We start from the raw sequence: 18,289 nt of genomic DNA, 5'->3' as shown, positions 1-18,289 counted from the left end.
CGACGCGTTTTGAGAAGGAGATGGCGGCAAGCATGAGCGCGACCCTGCAAGTCACGGAAGAACCCCTGTCCGACGAGGACATCCTGCTGCTGCGCCGCAGCCGCGGCGGCAGATTGCTGACGGCCGTGTTCGCCGGCCTGATGTTTCTGTTGCTGGCGAGCAGCGTGGTCCTGTTCGTGGTGCTGGTCATTGTCGACCGCAGCTTGCTGATCAGTGGCGACGGCCTGGTGATCCTGTTGTGCACGGCGGCGATGGGGGCCTTCGCGGTGTTTCTCGGGCGCAGGTTGTTGAAGCTGCCGCGCGCCTGGCGTCGCTTCAACCAGGTCTTGAAGGGGCGCATGCCCAAGCAGATCGTTGCCGGCCATCTGACCGGCTTCGGCCCGGCCGAGTCGCCCGGCATCTGCTACGCGTTTGGCGAGCAGCGCGTGAATGTGGCCCTGCCGTTCTGGAACGAGGTGTCCAGAGACACCCGCGACGGCTTCCGGCCCCTGGCGGCCGCGGCGCTGACGGACCTGCCCGTGCGGCTGCATCTGCTGACGCTGTCGCCCGACACGCCGCCCGTGCTGCTGCGGGCCGAGTATCCGATGAGCACGCAAGTCTGGAATTCGGTCGAGGAAATCAGCGATGCCGACCGCGAGGCCGTGCGCAATGAGGAACTGAGCCTGCGCAAGTTCTTCTACGTGGTCGCCCTGGCCGTGCTGGTCGGCAGCTTGTTCTGGAGCCCCTTGATCCTGCTGGCCGGCTTTCTCTTCCTGCTGGGACTCGTGCTGGGCATGCGCAGCCCCAGGCTCAAGCGCGCGCGGTACAAGCACGGCGTGCGCGGGGTGGTCGAGGAAGTCGTGACCTATCGCTTGCGCACGACCAACTCGAACGTTGCCACGTTGGTTCACAACTATCGCATCGGGGGCCTGATGTACCGGGTCGAGCACTTCGGGCCGGTGGCCGAGCCGGGTCAGCGCGTGGAGTTCGAGTATCTGGACGGATCGGACTTCCTGGGGCCGCGCGCCTTGTTCTTCCGGATCGAAGACCAGCCGGTCATGACGCTGTGAGGGCGTCGAGCAGGGCGTCGAGCGCCGCCGGCCTTCGCCGGGTCGCATGCTTAATATCACCAGGAGCAATTCATGTCCGCCATCATGGACGTATCCGATCAGCCTGAGGGGTCCGTGAGCGATGCCGGGCGCTATGCGCTCGGCCTGACGGAACCGGGCAGCCATGTGCTCATCCGGGAAGCGGGACGCGGCGATCTGGTCATCGGACCCGCCGGCATGGGCAAGAAGGCCGATCTGCACGTGGCGCCCGACGCGGCGATCCACTGGCCGGCGCTCGATCCCTATGCCACGCCAGCGGGATCGCCCTGGCCGCGCCATATCGGCTATTGTGGCAATGACGCCGGCTTCATCGGCTGGTCCGAGCGTCGCCCCATCGAGCAATTCAGCTGGACGCCGGCATTCGGCGATGCACGCCGCGTCGACGCGGGCGCCGCGCGGATCCAGACCTTGCAGCTGCGCTTGGAGGAAGGCGGCGGCCATCTTGACATGACGCTGCCGCCGGGTTGCGCGCTGCACCTGTTTGGCGATCTGTCGCGCCTGACCGCCGACGGCGAGCCGCCGGGTTCGCTGACGCTGGCGCCCACGCTGGGCCGCCGGCCTGGCATGGCGCCGTATGTCCTGCCCGACCTGGGGCTGTTGCAACAGGCGTCGTCGCTGTCGCTCGATGGCGGGCCGATGGGACAGGCGATTTCCCTGCAAGGCATCGAGCGCTTTCCGGCGCTGACGCAGCTCATGCTATGGGGCCGTTTCGCCGATTGGGACGCGCTGTTGCGGCTGCCTCATCTGCGGGCCCTGGAAATCCGGTTCACGCCAGACCTGCAGGGCCTGCCGCCGCTGGACAGCTGGCCGCTGCTGGACCGCTTCATTGCCTACAACGTCGACGAAGCCGCCGGCAAGCGGCTGAGGGCGCAGATGAAGGCGCGTGGACAGCAGCGGGCCTGGACCAGCCATGCCTCGGTCAGCCAGTTGCGCAAGCCGGAATGGTGGCAACGTGAATACGGGCGGCCTTTTTCGGGCTGGAGCGGCCGTCAGGCCAAGGCGGCGAACGCGGCCTATGATGCGGCGCGGGACGCACTCGACGGCGCGACGGATGTCGAGGCGGCGCAGGCGGCGATCACGGCCTTCGCCGCGCATTTCAACCAGATGAAGGGCATCGAAACCCCGGAGCGCGACGACATCGGCGAGGCCGTCTGGCAGTTCAGCCAGCGGGATTCGGCCTTGCGGCTCGGCGTGACCGAGGAGCAGGCGCAGCGCTGGTTCGATGCGGTGCGGGACTACTAGGACGGCAAGCGGGCAGCGTCGGGCGGCTCGGCCGCCGGGGACGCCGCGCGCCGGGGCGGTCCCGCGCAGCGGCAGCCTTAACGGAACGGATGGATATCGAAAGGGCCGTCGCCGACCGCCGTGCCCACGACCCGCAGTTCCGGATCGAGCCATTCGGAATAGTGCAGGCCCTGGTGCGCGAAATGCGTCACGGCGGCTTGCGCGACCGACTCGGTTTGCATGAAGGCGGAGAAATCCACGCTGTCCAGCTGATCCAGCGTGATCCGGCCCAGTTTCACCAGGCATTCCTTGCGCACCCAGAGCCGCAGGAAGGCCAGCGCGGCGGGCGAGACGGGGGCATCGGCGTCCGCATCGGATGCGGCCATGGACTGGAGCCGCTTGCGCTCCGCCGGGGCGAGCGCGAAATCCAGGTCGGAATGATCCGGCTGCGACGCGTTCCATCGTTCCAGGTCGATGCCGACGGGCCGGTCGCCGCAGGCGGCGGCGACGACGCCCTTCGCGTGGCTCAGGCTGACATGCAGCCCGGGATGATCGGGCAGGGTGGGGCGGCCATGCGGGCCGCCGCAGGTGTCGCAGCGCTGCCGCAGGACGATCGTCCCGGGCGGCGCGCCGATGATCGAGGCGGCCATGGCGCGCACGAGCCGGTGCGCGGCGATGAAGTCGCGCCGGTCCGCGTCGTGCGCGAAGGCGTTCGCCCGCTCGCGTTCCTCCTGCGTCAACGGGATGTCCTGGGCCGCGAGCGCGTCCAGGACGGCCCGCGTGGCGCCCCAACCCAGGACGCCGCGCCGGGCGCGTGGCGGCTTGCTCATGCGGTGGGACATGAGCAGCGCGATCCCGTCTCGTGCGCGGGCGGGCGCGTCATGCCGCCGCCGGCTGGGCCTTGCCCTTGCGGTGGTTGCGGAACAGCAGATGCGTGGCCGCCAGGTGAAAGCGCACTGCCAGCGCGGCGCATTCGGCGTCGCGCGCCCGCAGCGCGGCGATGATCTGCCGGTGGTGCTCGACGCTACGCAGCATGTCGTCGTCGCCGTAGAAATAGAACGAGCCGATGATGATCGGCATGTCCAGCAGGTTCTCGACCATGGCGCGCACGCGCGCCGACTGCGCGGCTTCCAGCAGTTTGTGGTGGAACTGATTGTTCAGCTGCTGGACCTGCTGCACGCGGTCGGGGGCGGCGGAGCGGACCGCGTCCTGCATGGACTGGTTCAGCCGTTCCAGTTCCTCGATCTGCGCGTCGCTGGCGTGGCTTGCGGCCAGCCCGGCGGCGTAGGGTTCCAGCAGCATGCGCAGCTCGAAGGCCTCGTCGATGTCGCGGTCCTGCCAGCCCAGCACCACGGCGCCGCGCCGTTCCTCGCGCGTCACCAGGCCGTCCGCGATCAGCCGTTCGATGGCGTTGCGCACCGGCGTGCGGCTGACCGACATTTCGGCGGCGATGTGCTCTTCGCGCAGCCGTTCGCCCGGCAGGAAGGAGCCCGCCATCAGGCGGCGTCGCAGTTCCCCGTATACGTGATCGCTGGCGTTGGACATGGTGAGGCGGGCGTGTCATCCAAAAACTGGACTATAGCGGACGGCGGGCGCGCGTCGAAATCGGGGCTGCGCCTACAGCCGTCCACCACCAGCGCTTGCGCTTTCGCTGTCAGTCTGTCAGTCCGCGCGCGCTTGCGCCAACCGTTCCAGGAACCGGGGCCAGACGTAGGGATTGAGCAGGCGCTCGGGCCGGACGCCGGCCAGCATCTGCGAGATCTGGCGCGCGGAGCCCGCCGCCACCTTGCGGCGGCCTTCATGCGTGACGCCGCCGGTATGGAAGGCGCTGGCCACGTTGGGATGCTGCAGCAGCCGCGACGCCGGCGAGGGCGGCTCGACGCGCCACACGTCCAGCCCCGCGCCCGCCAGATGGCCGCTGTCCAGCGCGGCCAGCAGCGCGTCTTCGTCGTGGATGCCGCCGCGCGCCGTCGACAGGAACAGCGCGCCCGGCTTCATGCGGGCAAAGGCCCACGCGTCCATCAGGCCGCGCGTGGCCTCGTCCAGCGGGCAGTGCAGGCTGAGGATGTCGGCCCGGGCCAGCAGGGTGTCGAAGTCCACGGGTTCGGCGCCGCGCGCGCGGATTTCCTCGGCGGTCAGCAGCGGATCGCAGGCGATGACCGTCAGGCCGAAGCCCTGCGCGATGCGCGCCACCCGGCGGCCGATTTCGCCGATGCCGACAAGGCCGATGGCGCGGCCCTCGATCTCGCGTCCCATCAGCGCTTCGCGGCTGCGGGCCGTGCCGGCGCGCAGGGCCGCGCCCGATTCGTCCAGGCGCTTGACCAGTGACAGCAGCAGCGCATAGGTCATTTCCGCGACCGAGGCCGCGTTGGCGCCGGCCTGGTTGACCACGGCCACGCCTGCCTGCGTGCAGGCCGCCACATCGATCGTGTCGTAGCCCGCGCCGCCGGAGGACACGCACAGCAGTCGCGGACAGGCCGCGAGCAGGTCAGGCGTGACCTGCCAGCCACGCGGCACTTCATCCCTGGCGGCGCTGACGTGATAGGCCCGCGCCTGCGCCAGGCCCTCGGCCGTGCGCGCGTCCCCGGCGGCGGCCGCTAGCACGGACAGGCGCAGCGCGGCGTCGTCCTGGATGGCCGCGTCGAAGACGGGATCGATCCACAAGTCCAGCCGCGCGACCGTGAACGCGTGCCGTGCGGGCGCTGTCATCGTCAGACCCCCGCGCAGCCGAGCTGCCTGAGGCGCGCGTCGATCCACGAGGTGTCCAGCGTGCCGGCGGCGATGTCGGCCAGCATTCGTTCCTCGATCTCGTGCTTGGCCTGGGCGGCTTGATAGAGCGTTTCGGCCTGGTCGAACGGAATCGCCAGCACGCCATCGTCGTCGCCCAGGATCAGGTCGCCGGGCGCGATGGTCATGCCGTCCAGCGCGATGATGCCGTTGATCTCGCCGGGGCCGTCCTTGTAGGGGCCGCGATGGGTCACGCCGGCGGCATAGACGGGGAAATCGCCCTGCCGGATCGCGCCGCAGTCGCGGATCGCGCCGTTGATGACGATGCCCGCCACGCCGCGCGAGCGGGCGTAGCTGGTCATGATCTCGCCGATGATGGCGTTGGTCAGGTCGCCGCCGGCGTCGACGACGATGACGTCGCCGGGCTGAGCCAGGTCCAGCGCCTTGTGCACCAGCAGGTTGTCGCCGGGGCGGGTGCGGACCGTGAGTGCCGGGCCGGCCATGACCGCGCCGCCGTGCATGGGCCGCAGGCGCGGGCCGCCGGCCGTCATGCGCGACATGCAATCGCTGATATTGGCCACCGGGATCCGGCGGAACCGTTCCGCCAGGTCCGGCGCGACCGCGCGCGTGCGCGCATGTATCTGGAATCCGTTCATGCTGCTTCCGTCTTGTCTGTGTTGATGCGCATCGGCGTCATTGCTTGGGAATGCCGGCGTCCCGGACCACCTTGCCGAACACATCGTGGTCGGCGCGATGGCGCTGCGCCAGGTCGGCGGGCGTGCCGCTCATCACGGTGTAGCCGGCGTCTTCCAGTTTCTTGACCAGCTCGGGCTTGGCCTGCACCTTGCGCAGCGCCTGGTTCAGCGTGGCGACCACGTCGTCGGGCGTCTTGCCCGGCGCCATCAGGCCCCACCAGATGAATTGGTTGATCGTGGGATAGCCGCTGTCCACGAAGGTGGGCACGTCGGGCAGGGCGGGCGAGCGGTCGGTCGCCACCACGCCCAGCGCGCGGACCTTGCCGCCACGGATCTGCGACAGCAGCGTGGCCACCGAGCCCACGTACATGTCGATGCGGTTGCTGGCCAGGTCGGGATAGGCCTGCGTCCAGCCGCGATACGGCACGTGCATCAGCTCGATGCCGGCGGCCTGGCGCCACAGGTAGCCGGTGAGGTCGCCCGTGCCGCCCACGCCGGGCATGCCCAGCGAGATGAAGTTGGGCTTGGCCTTGGCGGTCTTGACCACGTCGGCGATCGATTGGTAGGGCGACTCGGGCAGCACCACGAACACGCTGGGCGAGGACGCGACCGGGCCGACGGGCTTGAAGTCCTTGAAGGTGTCGTAGCTGAGCTTGTTGTAGAGCCAGGGGTTGAGCACGATGTTGTCGGTCTGCGCCATGACCAGCGTGTGGCCGTCCGGCTGCGCGCGTGCCGTGGCGTCCAGCGCCAGGTTGCCGCCGGCGCCGGGCTTGTTTTCCACGACGATGTTCCAGCCGGTCTCCTCGGCGATGGCGCTGCCGATCATGCGCGTGAGCGTGTCTGTGCCGCCGCCGGGCGGGAACGGCGAGATGATGGTGATGGGGCTCTTGCCCAGATCGGCGGCCGAGGCCGCGGCGCAGGCGCCCAGGAGCGCGGCGCCGATAAGCGTCTTGATGCGTTTCATTGTCTTCCTCGTGTGTTTTTTTAGTAGCGCGGCCGCGCGTTGCGGCCGGAATTCGGTGCGCGGGGCCTTCAGCGCTGGCGGGCCAGCTGCTCCAGCCAGGCCAGCCGCGCGGGGACGGTGTCCTCGACTTCGACGCCGCCCTGGGCGCGGGCGGCTTCCAGATGGCGCGCCGTGCGCGCGAACAGGCGCTCCACGCCGTCCAGCACCAGCGGCTCCAGGCCGGCTTCGTGCAGCTGGTCGCGGGCTTCGCGGACTTCGGCGTGGCGGCGTTCGGCATGGTCCACGTGCGAGCGCACGAAGGCGTCCATGAAGGTGGTCAGCGGCGTGCGGTCGATGTCGGACAGCACCTCGTAGAGCGAGGCGCGCAGGCCCATGGCGTTGGCGGCGACCAGGCATTCCACGGCCAGGCTTTCCATGCCCTTGGTCATGATGCTGCGCAGCAGCTTGAGCCGCACGGCGTCGCCGGGCGCGCCGTCGATGGCGCGGGCCGGCGCGCCGCCGCTGGCGGCCAGCGCGATCACCTGGTCCGCGCCCTGGCCGGCGCACAGCAGCGGCGTGCGCTCGGCCAGCAGGGCGATGGCGCCCATGATGGCCACGTCCGTGAAGGCCAGCCCGCGCGCCCGGGCCGCGCCGGCGGCGGCCTGCATGTCGGCGGCGCTGGCGGTGGTGAAGTCGGCGTAGACGGCGTCCGCGCGCAGGAAGGCAAGGCAGGCCTGCGCCACGGCCGAGGCGCTATGGCCGTAAACCGCCGACACCACGATGTCGGCCTCGGCCAGCCAGGGGCCCGGCGCGGCGTGCAGGGCGGCGTTCAGCGAGGCGGCGCGGGCGCGCATGGCCTCGTCGTCGCGCAGTTCGCAGATGCCGATGATGTGATGGCCGGCGGCGGTCCAGGCCCGTCCGTAGCAGGAGCCGACTTCGCCGCAGCCCAGGAGTGCGATTTTCATGGAAAAGTACAAAAAAAATACAATAGTGGCTTTGTACTCTCCAGACGATCTTGGTGTTTATTGGTAATTTCCCTTGGGTGTGGAATTCTTCTTGTACAAAAAAAACACAAAAAGGTTCGAAACAGCAGCGGGAGTCTACGGCGGGGGATGCGGGCGCCGCCCCGCGCGATCTCGGCGCTATCCTGGGGCGGCTGGTCCGCCCGTGATCGAGGCGTGCCGTGGGCTCGCAGGTAGGCAGGGCCGGCGACCAGGGTCTGCTGGCCGGCCCCGATGCGGCGCGCCACCAGCGTGGGTTCCAGCGTTCGCCCCGCGCGGATGGCCAGGTCGATGCGCTCGGCCAGCAGGTCGGCGCGGGGTGGTGGACGACGGCGCGTGCGGCTTGGATTCGTCCAGTTTCAAGGGGAATGGGGCGCCCGTCCGAGGCGGACCGGGTGTCGCGTCAGGGCATCGTCCGCGCCTCGCGCCGCACCGCCTGCGGCGGCATGCCGAAGCCTCGCAGGAAGGCCTCGCGCATGTGGCGCCGGTCGCGAAAGCCCGTTTCCCTGGCCACGACTTCCAGCGGATGCCGACTGCCTTCGATCATCAGGCGGGCGGCTTCGAGCCGCAGCCTTTCTACGGCCTTGGCGGGCGACTGGCCGGTCTCGGCCGTGAAGACGCGGCTGAACTGGCGCGGACTCAGCTTGGCCGCCTGGGCCAGTTCCTCGACGCTGAGCGGCTGCGCCAGGTTGCGCCGCGCATGTTCCAGCGCCAGCTGGATGCGGTCGGACTTGGGCGCCAGCCTGAGCATTTCCGAATGCTGTGATTGGCCGCCCGAACGGCGCTGGTGCATGACGAGGCGGTGCGCCACCGCGCGCGCCACCTTGGCGCCCAGGTCCTTTTCCACCAGCGCCAGCGCCAGGTCGATCTCGGCGGTCATGCCGGCGGATGTCCAGACCGGCCCGTCGGCGATGTAGATGCGGTCGGCCTCGACCTGCGCCTGGGGGCGGCGTTGCTGCAAGGCGTCGGCCCAGTACCAGTGCGTGGTGGCGCGGCGTCCGTCGAGCAGGCCGGCGTCGGCCAGCACGAAGGCGCCCGTGCACAGGCCGGCGACGCGCCGGGCGCGCGCGGCGAACCTGTCCAGCAGCCGCAGCAACTCGGGCGCGGCCGGCGCGGCCAGCGGTTGCAGCGTGCCGGCCACCAGCCAGGTGTCGGCCTGGCTGCGCGCGGTGAGCGGACGGGCCTGCAGCGTCAGGCCCGTCGAGGCGCGGGCCGAGCCGTCCAGCGCATAGGTGTCCACGGCATAGAAGGGCTCGGCCATCATCAGGTTGGCGAGTTCGAACACGGTCTGGGTGCCCAGCGCCATGACCTGGAAGCCCTCGGGCAGCGCGTAGCCGATGCGGTGCATGGAATTGTTCCTTCAGGGTATGTCTTGATTCATAACTATATACGTCATTTACGCCATTGCCGGCAAGCCGCAACATGCTTGCCATGGACGGGTTCCGTCCGCCTTCAAGGAGCAATACCATGGCACACACTCATCCCGGCACGGCGCTCGTCACGGGCGCTTCCAGCGGCATCGGCGCGCTGTACGCGGACCGGCTGGCGCAGCGCGGCTATGACCTGATCCTGGTCGCGCGCAACCGCGAGCGGCTGAACGCGTTGGCCAACACCATCAGCACGCGCAGCGGCCGCGCGGTCGAGGTGCTGCCGGCCGACCTGGGCGACCGCGCCGCGCTGGCGCGGGTGGAGGATCTGCTGCGCGAAGACGCCAGCATCACGCTGCTGGTGAATAACGCCGGCATCGGCACGCATACGCCGCTGCTGCAAAGCGACGTGGAGCAGATGACCCGCATGGTCGATCTGAACGTGACCGCGCCGATGCGGCTGGCCTATGCCGTGGCGCCTGCCTTCGTGGCGCGCGGCCGGGGCGCGATCATCAACATCGCGTCCATCGTGGCCATCGCGCCGGAACTGCTGAACGGCGTCTATGGCGGCAGCAAGGCCTTCGTGCTGGCGTTCAGCCAGTCGCTGCGGCACGAACTGGCCGCCGCCGGCGTGCAGGTGCAGGCCGTCCTGCCGGGCGCCACCGCCACCGATTTCTGGGCCATCGGCGGGCGACCGGTGGAGAACCTGGATCCGCGCATCGTGATGCGCGCCGAGGACCTGGTGGACGCGGCGCTGCTGGGCTTCGAGCGTGGCGAGGCGGTCACCATCCCCTCGCTGCATGCCGGCGAGAAATGGGATGCCTATGACGCCGCGCGCCTGGCCATGGCTGGCCAGCTGTCCAGCAATACCGTTGCGCCGCGCTATGCGGCAGCCCGTTGACGCAAGCCTCGATCCAGGGAGCACGCTTCATGCCACGCAACACCGAAACCATCGAAAGCCTGTTCGAACGCCAGCGCGGCACGCTGCCGGATACCTTCGGCCTGCGGCCGCTGAGAATCGCGGACGGACGCATGACCATGGAAATGACCCTCGCCCCATGGATGATGGCGCCCAACGGCTACCTGCATGCGGCCACGCAGGTATTGCTGGCGGATACCTGCGCGGGCTACGCGACGCTGGCGCATCTGCCCGAGGGGGCCAAGGGCTTCACCACGCTGGAGCTGAAATCCAACTTCCTGGGCACGGCGAAGGAAGGCGTGCTGAGCGTGGAGGCCGTGGCCGAACACCTGGGGCGTTCGACCCAGGTGTGGTCCGCGACCGTGGTGGACGGAAAGGGACGCAGGTTGTCGCTGTTCCGCTGCTCGCAGATCATCCTGTGGTGACGGGGGCGCCGATCCCGGCCGGGATCGGCCTTGCGCGGGAGCGCGGTCCCGGTACGCCTGGCCTCGGCGCGCCGCGCGCATCCAGGCAGTAGCGGCGGGTAGGGGGCGGGATGGCGGTCATCCAGAAAGCGCAGCAATGGCGGGCGTTCGCCTGGCGCCTGGACGGGACGCCTGTCATATTCCAGTCGCACAATCGGGGCGTTCTGGATTAAAAAAAGAGTCTTGCGCCGGACGTCCGGCCTACCGGGAGGAATCGTCATGGACCGCAACCGTCGGCATGCCGCCAGCAGGCGCGCATGGATCTTCATCGCGCTGTTGTCGGCGGTCCCCGCCGCGGCCTCGGCCCAGGAAGTCTGCGCCTTGCCCGCCACCATCGAGCGCGCTTCGCCCAAGCGCGTGGACTACGTCAACAAGGACCTGCCCACGGACTACCTGGCGCTGGTGCTGTCCTGGTCGCCCGAGCACTGTGAGACCCAGCGCAACCGGCCCGAGGGGCAGCGGCAGAAGCAGTCGTTCCAATGCTTTTCCGGCAACCGCTTTGAATGGGTGGTGCATGGCCTGTGGCCCCAGAACGGCCAGGCCCGCTCGGGCCGCGATCACCCGCGCAACTGCGAGGCCGCCGGCGCCGTGCCCGCGTCCGTGCTCAAGCAGCATCTGTGCATGATGCCGGGCGTGGAGCTGATGCAGAACGAATGGCAGGCGCATGGCACCTGCGGCTGGCGTTCGCCGGAGCGCTATTTCGCGGACATCCAGGCTGTGTACGGCACGCTGCATCGTCCCACCGTGCGCGACATGGCGGGCAAGAACGCCGACCTGTCGCCCAACCGCCTGCTCGACGCCACGGCGGGGGACGTCAAGCAGGCCTTCCTGCGGCTCAACCCGACGCTGCCGGCAGACAGCCTGCGCGTCAGCGTGGCCTCGAACAACCGGCTCAGGGAATTGTGGGTCTGCCTGGGCAAGGATCTGAAGCCGATGGCATGCCCGACGCGCGGGACGCCCGATGGGCAGCGGATCAAGATCAGGACGCCAATGCAGTGACTCGGCGTCGCTCGTGGCGGCGCGTATGCCAGGCGCATCTGGCGTAGCGCGGGAATGCGTGTTGGCTGGATACGCGCCAGACTTGTTACTCCCGCCGCGCGGCCGATCGGCCGCAATATCTCTCCCGACAACCCCGCAAGCGCCAAGCGCGGCGCGAGCACGGACACCAAGGAGAGAGCAATGCAAGCGCACAAGATCGGAACACGCCAGCAATGGCTGGCCGCCAGGCTGGAACTGCTGGACGCGGAAAAGAAGCTGACGTGGCAGGGCGACGAGGTGGCGCGGCAGCGCCAGGCGCTACCCTGGGTACGGCTGGACAAGACCTACCGCTTGCAGACCGACGCCGGCAGCGCCACGCTGGCCGACCTGTTCCAGGGCCGTTCGCAACTGCTGGTCTATCACTTCATGTTCGGGCCGGACTACAAGGCGGGCTGCCCGTCCTGCTCGTCGATCGCCGACGGTTTCAACGGCATCGTCACGCATCTGGCGCATCACGACGTGATGCTGTGGGCGGTGTCGCGCGCGCCGCTGGACAAGCTTCAGATCTACAAGCGGCGCATGGGCTGGACCTTCCCGTGGGCCTCGTCGGCCGGCAGCGATTTTAACTACGACTTCAATGCCTCGTTCACCGAGACCCAGCAGCGCGAAGGGCCGGAATACAACTTCCGGCGCGACGATCCCGCCATGAAGCTGGCGACCGCCGCGGCGCCGCCGCCGGAATTCGTGTCCTGGGCGGCGACGACCGGCACCGACCCGTCCACCTACCTGCGCGAACGCGAGGGCATGAGCGCCTTCGTGCTGCAGGACGGCGTGGTCTACCACAGCTATTCCTCGTACTCGCGCGGCACGGACGCGATCTGGGGCATGTACGCCTGGCTGGACCGCGCGCCGAAAGGGCGCAACGAGAGCGGCATGTGGCTGCGCCGCCGCGACGAATACGGCCAGCCATGAAGCGCCTGGCCGACAGCCTGTGCCTGGCCGCGGCGCCGGTCTTCGCGGCGATGGCCGCGCTGGCCGCCTGGCACGGCGATCCGGCCATGCGGATGCTGTGCGGGGGCGATGCCTGGCGGGTCGACGGCATGGCCTGGATGTACGCATTGATGAGCGCATTCCATGCCGCGCCGTGGCTCAGGCGGCTCGCGGGCCGGCAGGACCGGACCCGGCGGGCCATGCCCGAGGTTCGCGCCTTGTCGCCGCATCGGGGGAATCCCGGGGGAAGGACGAATTCCTTGTACGCCCCAAAGAAATGAACTAGGATTCATTGGATCATGTGAATCCAGGTTCATTTCTTCATGGCCTACCGTCAGACCCCCGAAGTCGAAGCCCGTCTCCAGGACAACCGCAGCCGCATCCTGCAAGCCGCCCGCGCGCTGGTGAGCGAAGGCGGCTGGACCGAGGCGCAGGTCGCCAGCGTGGCGGCGGCGGCCGGCATCGCCACCGGCACGGTGTACCGGTACTTCCCATCCAAGGCGGAACTGTTCGCCGAGGTGCTGGCGCTGGTCTCGCAGCGCGAGGTGGACGTGCTGGCCGCCATCGCCCGGGCGGACGGCGGCGCCACCGTGCGGCTGCATTCGGCGGTGGCGACCTTCGTCAAGCGCGCCATGCGCAATCCAAGGCTGGCCTATGCGCTGATCGCCGAGCCCTGCGACAAGGAAATCGACGAGGTACGGCTGACCTATCGCGCCGCCATCAGCGAAACAATCCGCGCCATCGTCGCCGAGGGGCAGGCCGCCGGCGAGATGCGCGCCGACGTGCGGGCGGACATCGCCGCCACCGTGATCGTGGGCGGCTTCATGGAAGGCCTGATCGGTCCCTTGTCGCCGCTGAACCGCCAGCAGGAATCGCAGGCCGAAGCCTATCGCCACGATGTCGCCGTGCTGGCCGACCAGATCGCCACGCTGGCCTGCGCCAGCGTGGCCGCCGCTGCCGGCGCCTTACGGCAGCTACCCCGGAGACGCGCATGAACGAACCCCTGCCTTGCGCCGCGCTGATGGCCGGCTCCGCCCCGGACGCGACGCCCGTCGACCGCTACCGCACCCATGCGGTCCTGAACCAGGCCGAACCGGCCTGCGGTTTCAATGCCTACACCGGCGACGCGGTGCTGCGGGCCGCCATCGCGCGCGAAGCGCCGTGGGCGCAATCGCGCTGCGCGGCCCTGGGCGCGCTGGCCGGCGACGAACAGACACAGGAGTTGGCGCGGCTGGCCAACCGGCATGCGCCCGAGCTGAAGACGCATGACCGTTACGGCAACCGCATCGACTGGGTGGAATTTCACCCCAGCTGGCACGCGCTGATGACGCTGGCCTGGAAGCACGAGGTGCCGAACCTTGCCTGGCGCGCCGACGCGCCGGGCGGCCACTATGCGCGCGCCGTGCTGTCGTACCTGTGGAACCAGGTGGAGCACGGCACCGGCTGTCCCACGGGCATGGCCTACGCCGCCCATGCGGGTTTCGAGGCCGAGCCGGCGCTGGCGGTCTGGAAGCGGAAGTCGCTGGGCACCGAATACGAGTTCAGCCGGCGCGAGGTCGGCGACAAGCCGTCCGTGGTCATCGGCTACGCCATGACCGAGAAGCAGGGCGGCTCGGACCTGCGCCAGACGCAGACCACGGCGCGCTACTCGCACACGGACGATTACCACGGCGCGGCCGCGCACTGGTGTGAACTGACGGGCCACAAGTGGTTCTGTTCGGTGCCGCAATCGGACGGCTTTTTCACGCTGGCCAAGGTGGACGGCGGCGTCACCTGCTTCTTCCTGCCGCGCACCTTGCCCGATGGTTCCTACAACCGCTTCTACGTGCAGCGCCTGAAGGACAAGGCGGGCAACCGCTCCAACGCCTCCAGTGAAGTGGAGTACGCCGGCACGCTGGCGATCCGCGTGGGCGAGGAGGGCAAGGGCATCCGCGAGATCCTGTCGCACTCGCACCTGACGCGGCTGGATTTCGCGGTCGGCTCGGCCGGCCTCATGCGGCAGGCGCTGACGCTGGCGCTGCGGCACACGATGACGCGCGGTGCGTTCGGCACGCCCATCGCCGACCGGCCCATGATGACCAACGTGCTGGCGGACATGGCGGTGGAGGTCGAGGCCTGCACGCTGATGGCGTTGCGCGTGGCCCGGGCCGCGGACGGGATGCGCGACAGCGAGCACGAGCGCCTGCTGGCCCGCGTGGCCACGCCGGCCGCCAAGTACTTCAACTGCTCGCGCGCGCCGTCGATCGCCTATGAGGCGCTGCAATGCCATGGCGGCAATGGCTTCATCGAGGAGAACCCGATGGCCCGCGTCTACCGCGAAGCGCCGCTGAACAGCGTCTGGGAAGGCACGGCCAACATGATGTGCATGGACGTGCGCCGCGCCATGGCCAGGGATGCGCGGACGCTGGACGCGCTGTTCGATGAATTGCGGCCGCTGGCCGGCCAGGACGCGCGCTTCGACGCGCTGGTCCGGCATGTTGGCCGGCTGGCGCGCGACGCGGCGCGGGATGAGTTCCTGGCGCGTCCCATGACCGAGGCGGTGGCGCGCGCGCTGCAAGGCGCCGAGCTGTTGCGCCACGGCACGGACGAGGTCGTGGACGCGTTCCTGGATACACGCGGTCCCGACGCGGCGGGCGCCTGGGGATCGCACTACGGCACGCTGGCCGGCAGGACCGGCCAGGCCGCCGCGCAACGCATCTTGCGGCGGGCCGACGTGGCTGGCTGATGGCCGGCGGCATGCCTGCCGCCGTTTCTGCTGGTGAACCTGGAGACAGGAGGTGGAGATGAATGCGCTGCATGAAGCCGCAATGCCCAGCCGGGCCGAGCTGATGTCCGGCGACGACTACCGCGAATCGCTGCGCGGCTACCGGCCCCGGGTCTACGTTGACGGCCGCCAGGTCGAGAGCGTCGCGGACGAGCCGTCCCTGCGGCCGGGCGTCAATGCCCTGGCCTACACCTATGATTTCGCGCGGCGCGAGGATGTCGCGCCCGTCGCGCTGGCCACGCAGTCTCGGCGCAACCGCGTGGTCAGCCGGATGCTGCACATCAACGAGTCGTCCGGCGACCTGCTGAACAAGTTGGAAGCGGTGCGCGCGCTGTGCCAGGAAACCGGCTGCGCCCAGCGCTATCTGGCGCACGACGCGCTCAATGGCATCGGGCAGGCCGTGGCGCGGATCGACGACGCCACGGGCGGCACGGAACACCGCGCGCGCTTCGAGGCCTATCTGGCGCATGCGCAGGACCGCGATCTGTCGCTGGGCGTGGCGATGACGGACGCCAAGGGCGACCGCAGCCTCAAGCCGCACCAGCAGCCCAATCCCGAGGCCTATGTGCGCGTGGTCGAGCGCAACGCGCGCGGCATCGTCATCAGCGGCGCCAAGGCCATCGTGACGGGCGGCCCGTACATGCACGAGCTGCTGGTCATGCCCAGCCGCAACATGGGAGCCGAGGACGCGGACTTCGCCGTCTGTTGCGCGGTGCGCGTGGACGAGCCCGGCATCACCCTGGTGTCGCGTCCGGCCGGACGCCCCGGCGAGAAGCTGGAACACGGCGATGCGCTGTTCTCGCGCAAGTACGGCCAGGCCACGGCCGTGGTGCTGTTCGACCGGGTGTTCGTGCCCTGGGAGCGCGTGTTCTACGCGGGGGACTGGGAGCACAGCCATGTGCTGACCTACAGCTATGCCACCCACCACCGCCACAGCTGCATCGCGGCAAGGGCGGGATTCGGCGACCTCTTGATCGGCGCCGGCGCGCTGATGTGCGAGGCCAACGGGCTGGATCCGGACGTCAAGGCCAATCTGCGCGAGCCGATGGTGGAGCTGATCAAGATCACGGAAGGCTTCTACGCCTGTGGCGTCGCGGCCAGCGTCTATGCCGCGCGCGATGAACACAGCGGCTCGTTCATGCCGGACCCGGTGTTCAGCAATATCGGCAAGCTGCTGCTGGCCACGCAGATCTACGACATGCACCGGCTGGCGCACGAGGTGTCCGGCGGGCTGATCGTCGCCTTGCCCGGCCCGGACGAAGATCACAACCCCGCCACGGCCGCCCGGCTGTCGGAGGCGCTGCAGGCCAATCCCGCCGTGCCCTACGACCGTCGCATACAGACGGCGCGCTTCATCGAGGACCTGACCGCCTCGTACCAGGGTGGCTGGTATTCGGTCATCAGCCTGCACGGCGGCGGTTCGCCGGCGGCGATGAAGCAGGAGATCTGGCGCAACTATCCCCTGGGTTCCAAGGTGGAACTGGTGGAACGCCTGCTGGAGCGGGGCGTGCTGCATGACGAGGCGCGCGCGGCCACGAAGAACCGCCAGCCCGGACGCTGCTGCGACATGGGGTGCAGCGCGCCGGGACAGCCCATCATGGTGCCCTTGCCCGCGCTCAAGCGTTGATCGACGCAAGCAGATCGTCGGGATGCACCATCAGCTCGCGCGCCAGCCGGCGGGTGGCGCCCAGATTCAGCATGGCTTGCCAGCGCGGGTTCTGCCGCAGGTCCTGCCACAGCGGTTCGAGCATGCGCGCGTCGGCCGGCTCGCCGGCGGCCAGCAGGGCGGCGTAGGCCAGGCTGGGCGGCGCGGACAGCAGCTGCATGCGGCTGGCGGCGTTGAGCGCCGGCGTCCAGGTTTCGTCGGGCGCGTCGCAGCAGTACAGCACGGCGTCGGCCAGATTCTCCATTTCCTGCGGCAGCGCGCGCAGCGAGGCGCCGCGCAGCCGGACCTGGCCTTGCTGCGTGGCGCAGGAATAGGACGCGTCCGGTTCGGCCTGGGCCAGCAGGCGCAAGCCGCGCAACAGGCGCGGCAGGTCGGTCGTGGCGGCGTCCACGGAGGCCTTGGCCTCGATGAGCAGGCAGACATCCCAAAGCGGCGTCTCGCTCGCGTTGTCGTTGGCGCGGCGCAGCAGCACCGCGTCCCACTCGGTCTTGGCGCGATCGGCATTGGCGGCCAGGGCCGACGGCACGCGCAGCGAGGTCACCACGCGGTAGCCGGGCGATGCGTCGCCATGGCGTGATTCGGAAGGGGACGCCTGGTCCAGATGCCGCGCCAGCGCTTCGAGCGCGCGCGCGGCCAGGATCTCGACCGCGACGCCGCGTTGCCTGGCCAGCAGGCCTTGCGCATTGGCCTCTTCGCTGCCGGAGCGCGGGCCTTGTTTCTCGCGGATCGCTTCGTACTGCCGCACCCGCGGGTCCGACGCCAGCGCGTCGAGCCGTTGCAGGCGGGCGAGCGCCGGGGCGTCGAGCAGCGCGCGCAGCGCGGACGCGAGGTCCGCGTCGGTGTGGACCTGCGGTAGATTCAGCAACGCTTGCGCGGTCTGCGCCGCCTGTTGCCATGATCCCGAAGAAACCTCGGCGTGCAGCCGCGCCAGGGATTCGCGTCCCGCGCCGGGCGCCAGGCGCGGCGGCTTGGCCGGATGCGCGACGGTGTTGATGGCGGTGCGCAGCTGGCGCTGGTCGGCGGTTTCCTGGCGGCGCAGTTCCAGGTATTCACGGACGACGGGGTGGCGGTATTCCTGCAGCGCGCCCTGGAACACGGGGTCGCCGGCATCGGGGCGCAGGGCCTCGTCGATGAGCGCGGCCAGCGCGTCGATGAACGCGTGGCGCACTGCGCCATCGGGCGCTTGGGCAGAAGCGTCGGCGGCCTGCAGCGGTTCGATGGCGCGCGCCAGCCGCGCGATGGGGCTGTCCGGATCGGGCTGCGCGACGGCGCCAGGGGCGGGCCGGGCCGTGCTCCGATAGCGCCGGGGTATGGCGCGCAGGATGGCGGCGAGCGTGGCGGAAGGCTGGGTCATGGCTGTCGGTCGGGCGCGGTGAAGTGACTGGCGCCGCCGCGTTCGCGCATCCCGCGAGCGCGGCGGCGGGACCAGCAATGATAAGCCGGGACCGTTGTTGCGATTGCCTGCC

Annotated in this window: 18 protein-coding genes; 10 read left to right on the top strand and 8 right to left on the bottom strand. The window is 69.7% G+C overall.

The annotated features are described in order from the left end of the window. Nucleotides 1–32: 32 nt before the first annotated feature. Together C2U31_RS22685 and C2U31_RS22680 are read left to right on the top strand one after the other, a co-directional pair. Entirely contained in the window at nt 33–1,049 is a 1,017-nt protein-coding gene (locus C2U31_RS22685; protein ID WP_103274851.1) for a hypothetical protein, read from the top strand. A gap of 72 nt (nt 1,050–1,121) precedes the next feature. Further along, nucleotides 1,122–2,330: a hypothetical protein gene (locus tag C2U31_RS22680; RefSeq protein WP_103274850.1), complete on the top strand. Its 1,209-nt coding sequence runs from the start codon at nt 1,122–1,124 to the stop codon at nt 2,328–2,330. Between the two features lie 77 nt (nt 2,331–2,407). On the opposite strand, the gene C2U31_RS22675 is transcribed toward C2U31_RS22680, so the two are convergent. The 7 genes from C2U31_RS22675 to C2U31_RS22645 all read right to left on the bottom strand — a co-directional run bounded on the left by C2U31_RS22675 (nt 2,408) and on the right by C2U31_RS22645 (nt 9,023). Continuing rightward, nucleotides 2,408–3,151, bottom strand: coding sequence for a 4'-phosphopantetheinyl transferase superfamily protein (locus C2U31_RS22675; protein ID WP_103274849.1), 744 nt, complete (start codon nt 3,149–3,151; stop codon nt 2,408–2,410). A gap of 37 nt (nt 3,152–3,188) precedes the next feature. After that, a complete protein-coding gene (locus tag C2U31_RS22670) occupies nt 3,189–3,854 on the bottom strand; it encodes a GntR family transcriptional regulator (protein WP_103274848.1) in 666 nt (221 codons plus the stop codon). Between the two features lie 117 nt (nt 3,855–3,971). Continuing rightward, a complete protein-coding gene (locus C2U31_RS22665; RefSeq protein ID WP_103274847.1) occupies nt 3,972–5,018 on the bottom strand; it encodes a hydroxyacid dehydrogenase in 1,047 nt (348 codons plus the stop codon). A gap of 2 nt (nt 5,019–5,020) precedes the next feature. Beyond that, nucleotides 5,021–5,692: an RraA family protein gene (locus C2U31_RS22660; protein WP_103274846.1), complete on the bottom strand. Its 672-nt coding sequence runs from the start codon at nt 5,690–5,692 to the stop codon at nt 5,021–5,023. Nucleotides 5,693–5,729: 37 nt separating this feature from the next. Further along, nucleotides 5,730–6,695, bottom strand: coding sequence for a tripartite tricarboxylate transporter substrate binding protein (locus tag C2U31_RS22655; RefSeq protein WP_103274845.1), 966 nt, complete (start codon nt 6,693–6,695; stop codon nt 5,730–5,732). A gap of 68 nt (nt 6,696–6,763) precedes the next feature. Beyond that, on the bottom strand, nt 6,764–7,639 hold the full coding sequence (locus tag C2U31_RS22650; RefSeq protein WP_103276522.1) for an NAD(P)-dependent oxidoreductase: 876 nt from the start codon (nt 7,637–7,639) through the stop codon (nt 6,764–6,766). Nucleotides 7,640–8,078: 439 nt separating this feature from the next. Beyond that, entirely contained in the window at nt 8,079–9,023 is a 945-nt protein-coding gene (locus C2U31_RS22645; protein WP_103274844.1) for a GlxA family transcriptional regulator, read from the bottom strand. A 119-nt stretch (nt 9,024–9,142) separates the two neighbouring features. Between C2U31_RS22645 and C2U31_RS22640 the strand changes: the two genes are divergently transcribed. From C2U31_RS22640 to C2U31_RS22605, 8 genes are all read left to right on the top strand, one after another. Then, nucleotides 9,143–9,943 (top strand): SDR family oxidoreductase, encoded by an 801-nt coding sequence (locus C2U31_RS22640; RefSeq protein ID WP_103274843.1) that lies wholly within the window; start codon nt 9,143–9,145, stop codon nt 9,941–9,943. Between the two features lie 29 nt (nt 9,944–9,972). After that, nucleotides 9,973–10,386 (top strand): PaaI family thioesterase, encoded by a 414-nt coding sequence (locus tag C2U31_RS22635; protein ID WP_103274842.1) that lies wholly within the window; start codon nt 9,973–9,975, stop codon nt 10,384–10,386. Between the two features lie 258 nt (nt 10,387–10,644). Next, entirely contained in the window at nt 10,645–11,424 is a 780-nt protein-coding gene (locus C2U31_RS22630) for a ribonuclease (RefSeq protein ID WP_103274841.1), read from the top strand. 180 nt (nt 11,425–11,604) lie between these two features. After that, nucleotides 11,605–12,375, top strand: a complete 771-nt coding sequence (locus C2U31_RS22625) for a DUF899 domain-containing protein (protein WP_103274840.1) — start codon at nt 11,605–11,607, stop codon at nt 12,373–12,375. Continuing rightward, on the top strand, nt 12,372–12,674 hold the full coding sequence (locus tag C2U31_RS22620) for a hypothetical protein (protein WP_199770871.1): 303 nt from the start codon (nt 12,372–12,374) through the stop codon (nt 12,672–12,674). Before C2U31_RS22625 ends, C2U31_RS22620 begins: the two co-directional genes overlap by 4 nt. Nucleotides 12,675–12,716: 42 nt before the next feature. Further along, a complete protein-coding gene (locus C2U31_RS22615; RefSeq protein WP_103274839.1) occupies nt 12,717–13,388 on the top strand; it encodes a TetR/AcrR family transcriptional regulator in 672 nt (223 codons plus the stop codon). Between the two features lie 26 nt (nt 13,389–13,414). Next, nucleotides 13,415–15,118, top strand: coding sequence for an acyl-CoA dehydrogenase family protein (locus C2U31_RS22610; RefSeq protein WP_233772904.1), 1,704 nt, complete (start codon nt 13,415–13,417; stop codon nt 15,116–15,118). A gap of 58 nt (nt 15,119–15,176) precedes the next feature. Beyond that, entirely contained in the window at nt 15,177–16,784 is a 1,608-nt protein-coding gene (locus C2U31_RS22605; protein WP_103274837.1) for a 4-hydroxyphenylacetate 3-hydroxylase family protein, read from the top strand. Here C2U31_RS22605 and C2U31_RS22600 read toward each other — a convergent pair. Beyond that, a complete protein-coding gene (locus C2U31_RS22600) occupies nt 16,774–18,177 on the bottom strand; it encodes a 3-deoxy-D-arabino-heptulosonate 7-phosphate synthase (RefSeq protein WP_103274836.1) in 1,404 nt (467 codons plus the stop codon). The genes C2U31_RS22605 and C2U31_RS22600 overlap by 11 nt on opposite strands. Nucleotides 18,178–18,289 lie beyond the last annotated feature (112 nt).

Origin of the sequence: Achromobacter sp. AONIH1, from assembly GCF_002902905.1 — a bacterium.
In the GTDB taxonomy this organism is placed as follows: domain Bacteria; phylum Pseudomonadota; class Gammaproteobacteria; order Burkholderiales; family Burkholderiaceae_B; genus Achromobacter.
The sequence above is the reverse complement of the archived record's forward strand: the minus strand, read 5'-3'. Positions and strand labels throughout refer to the sequence as shown.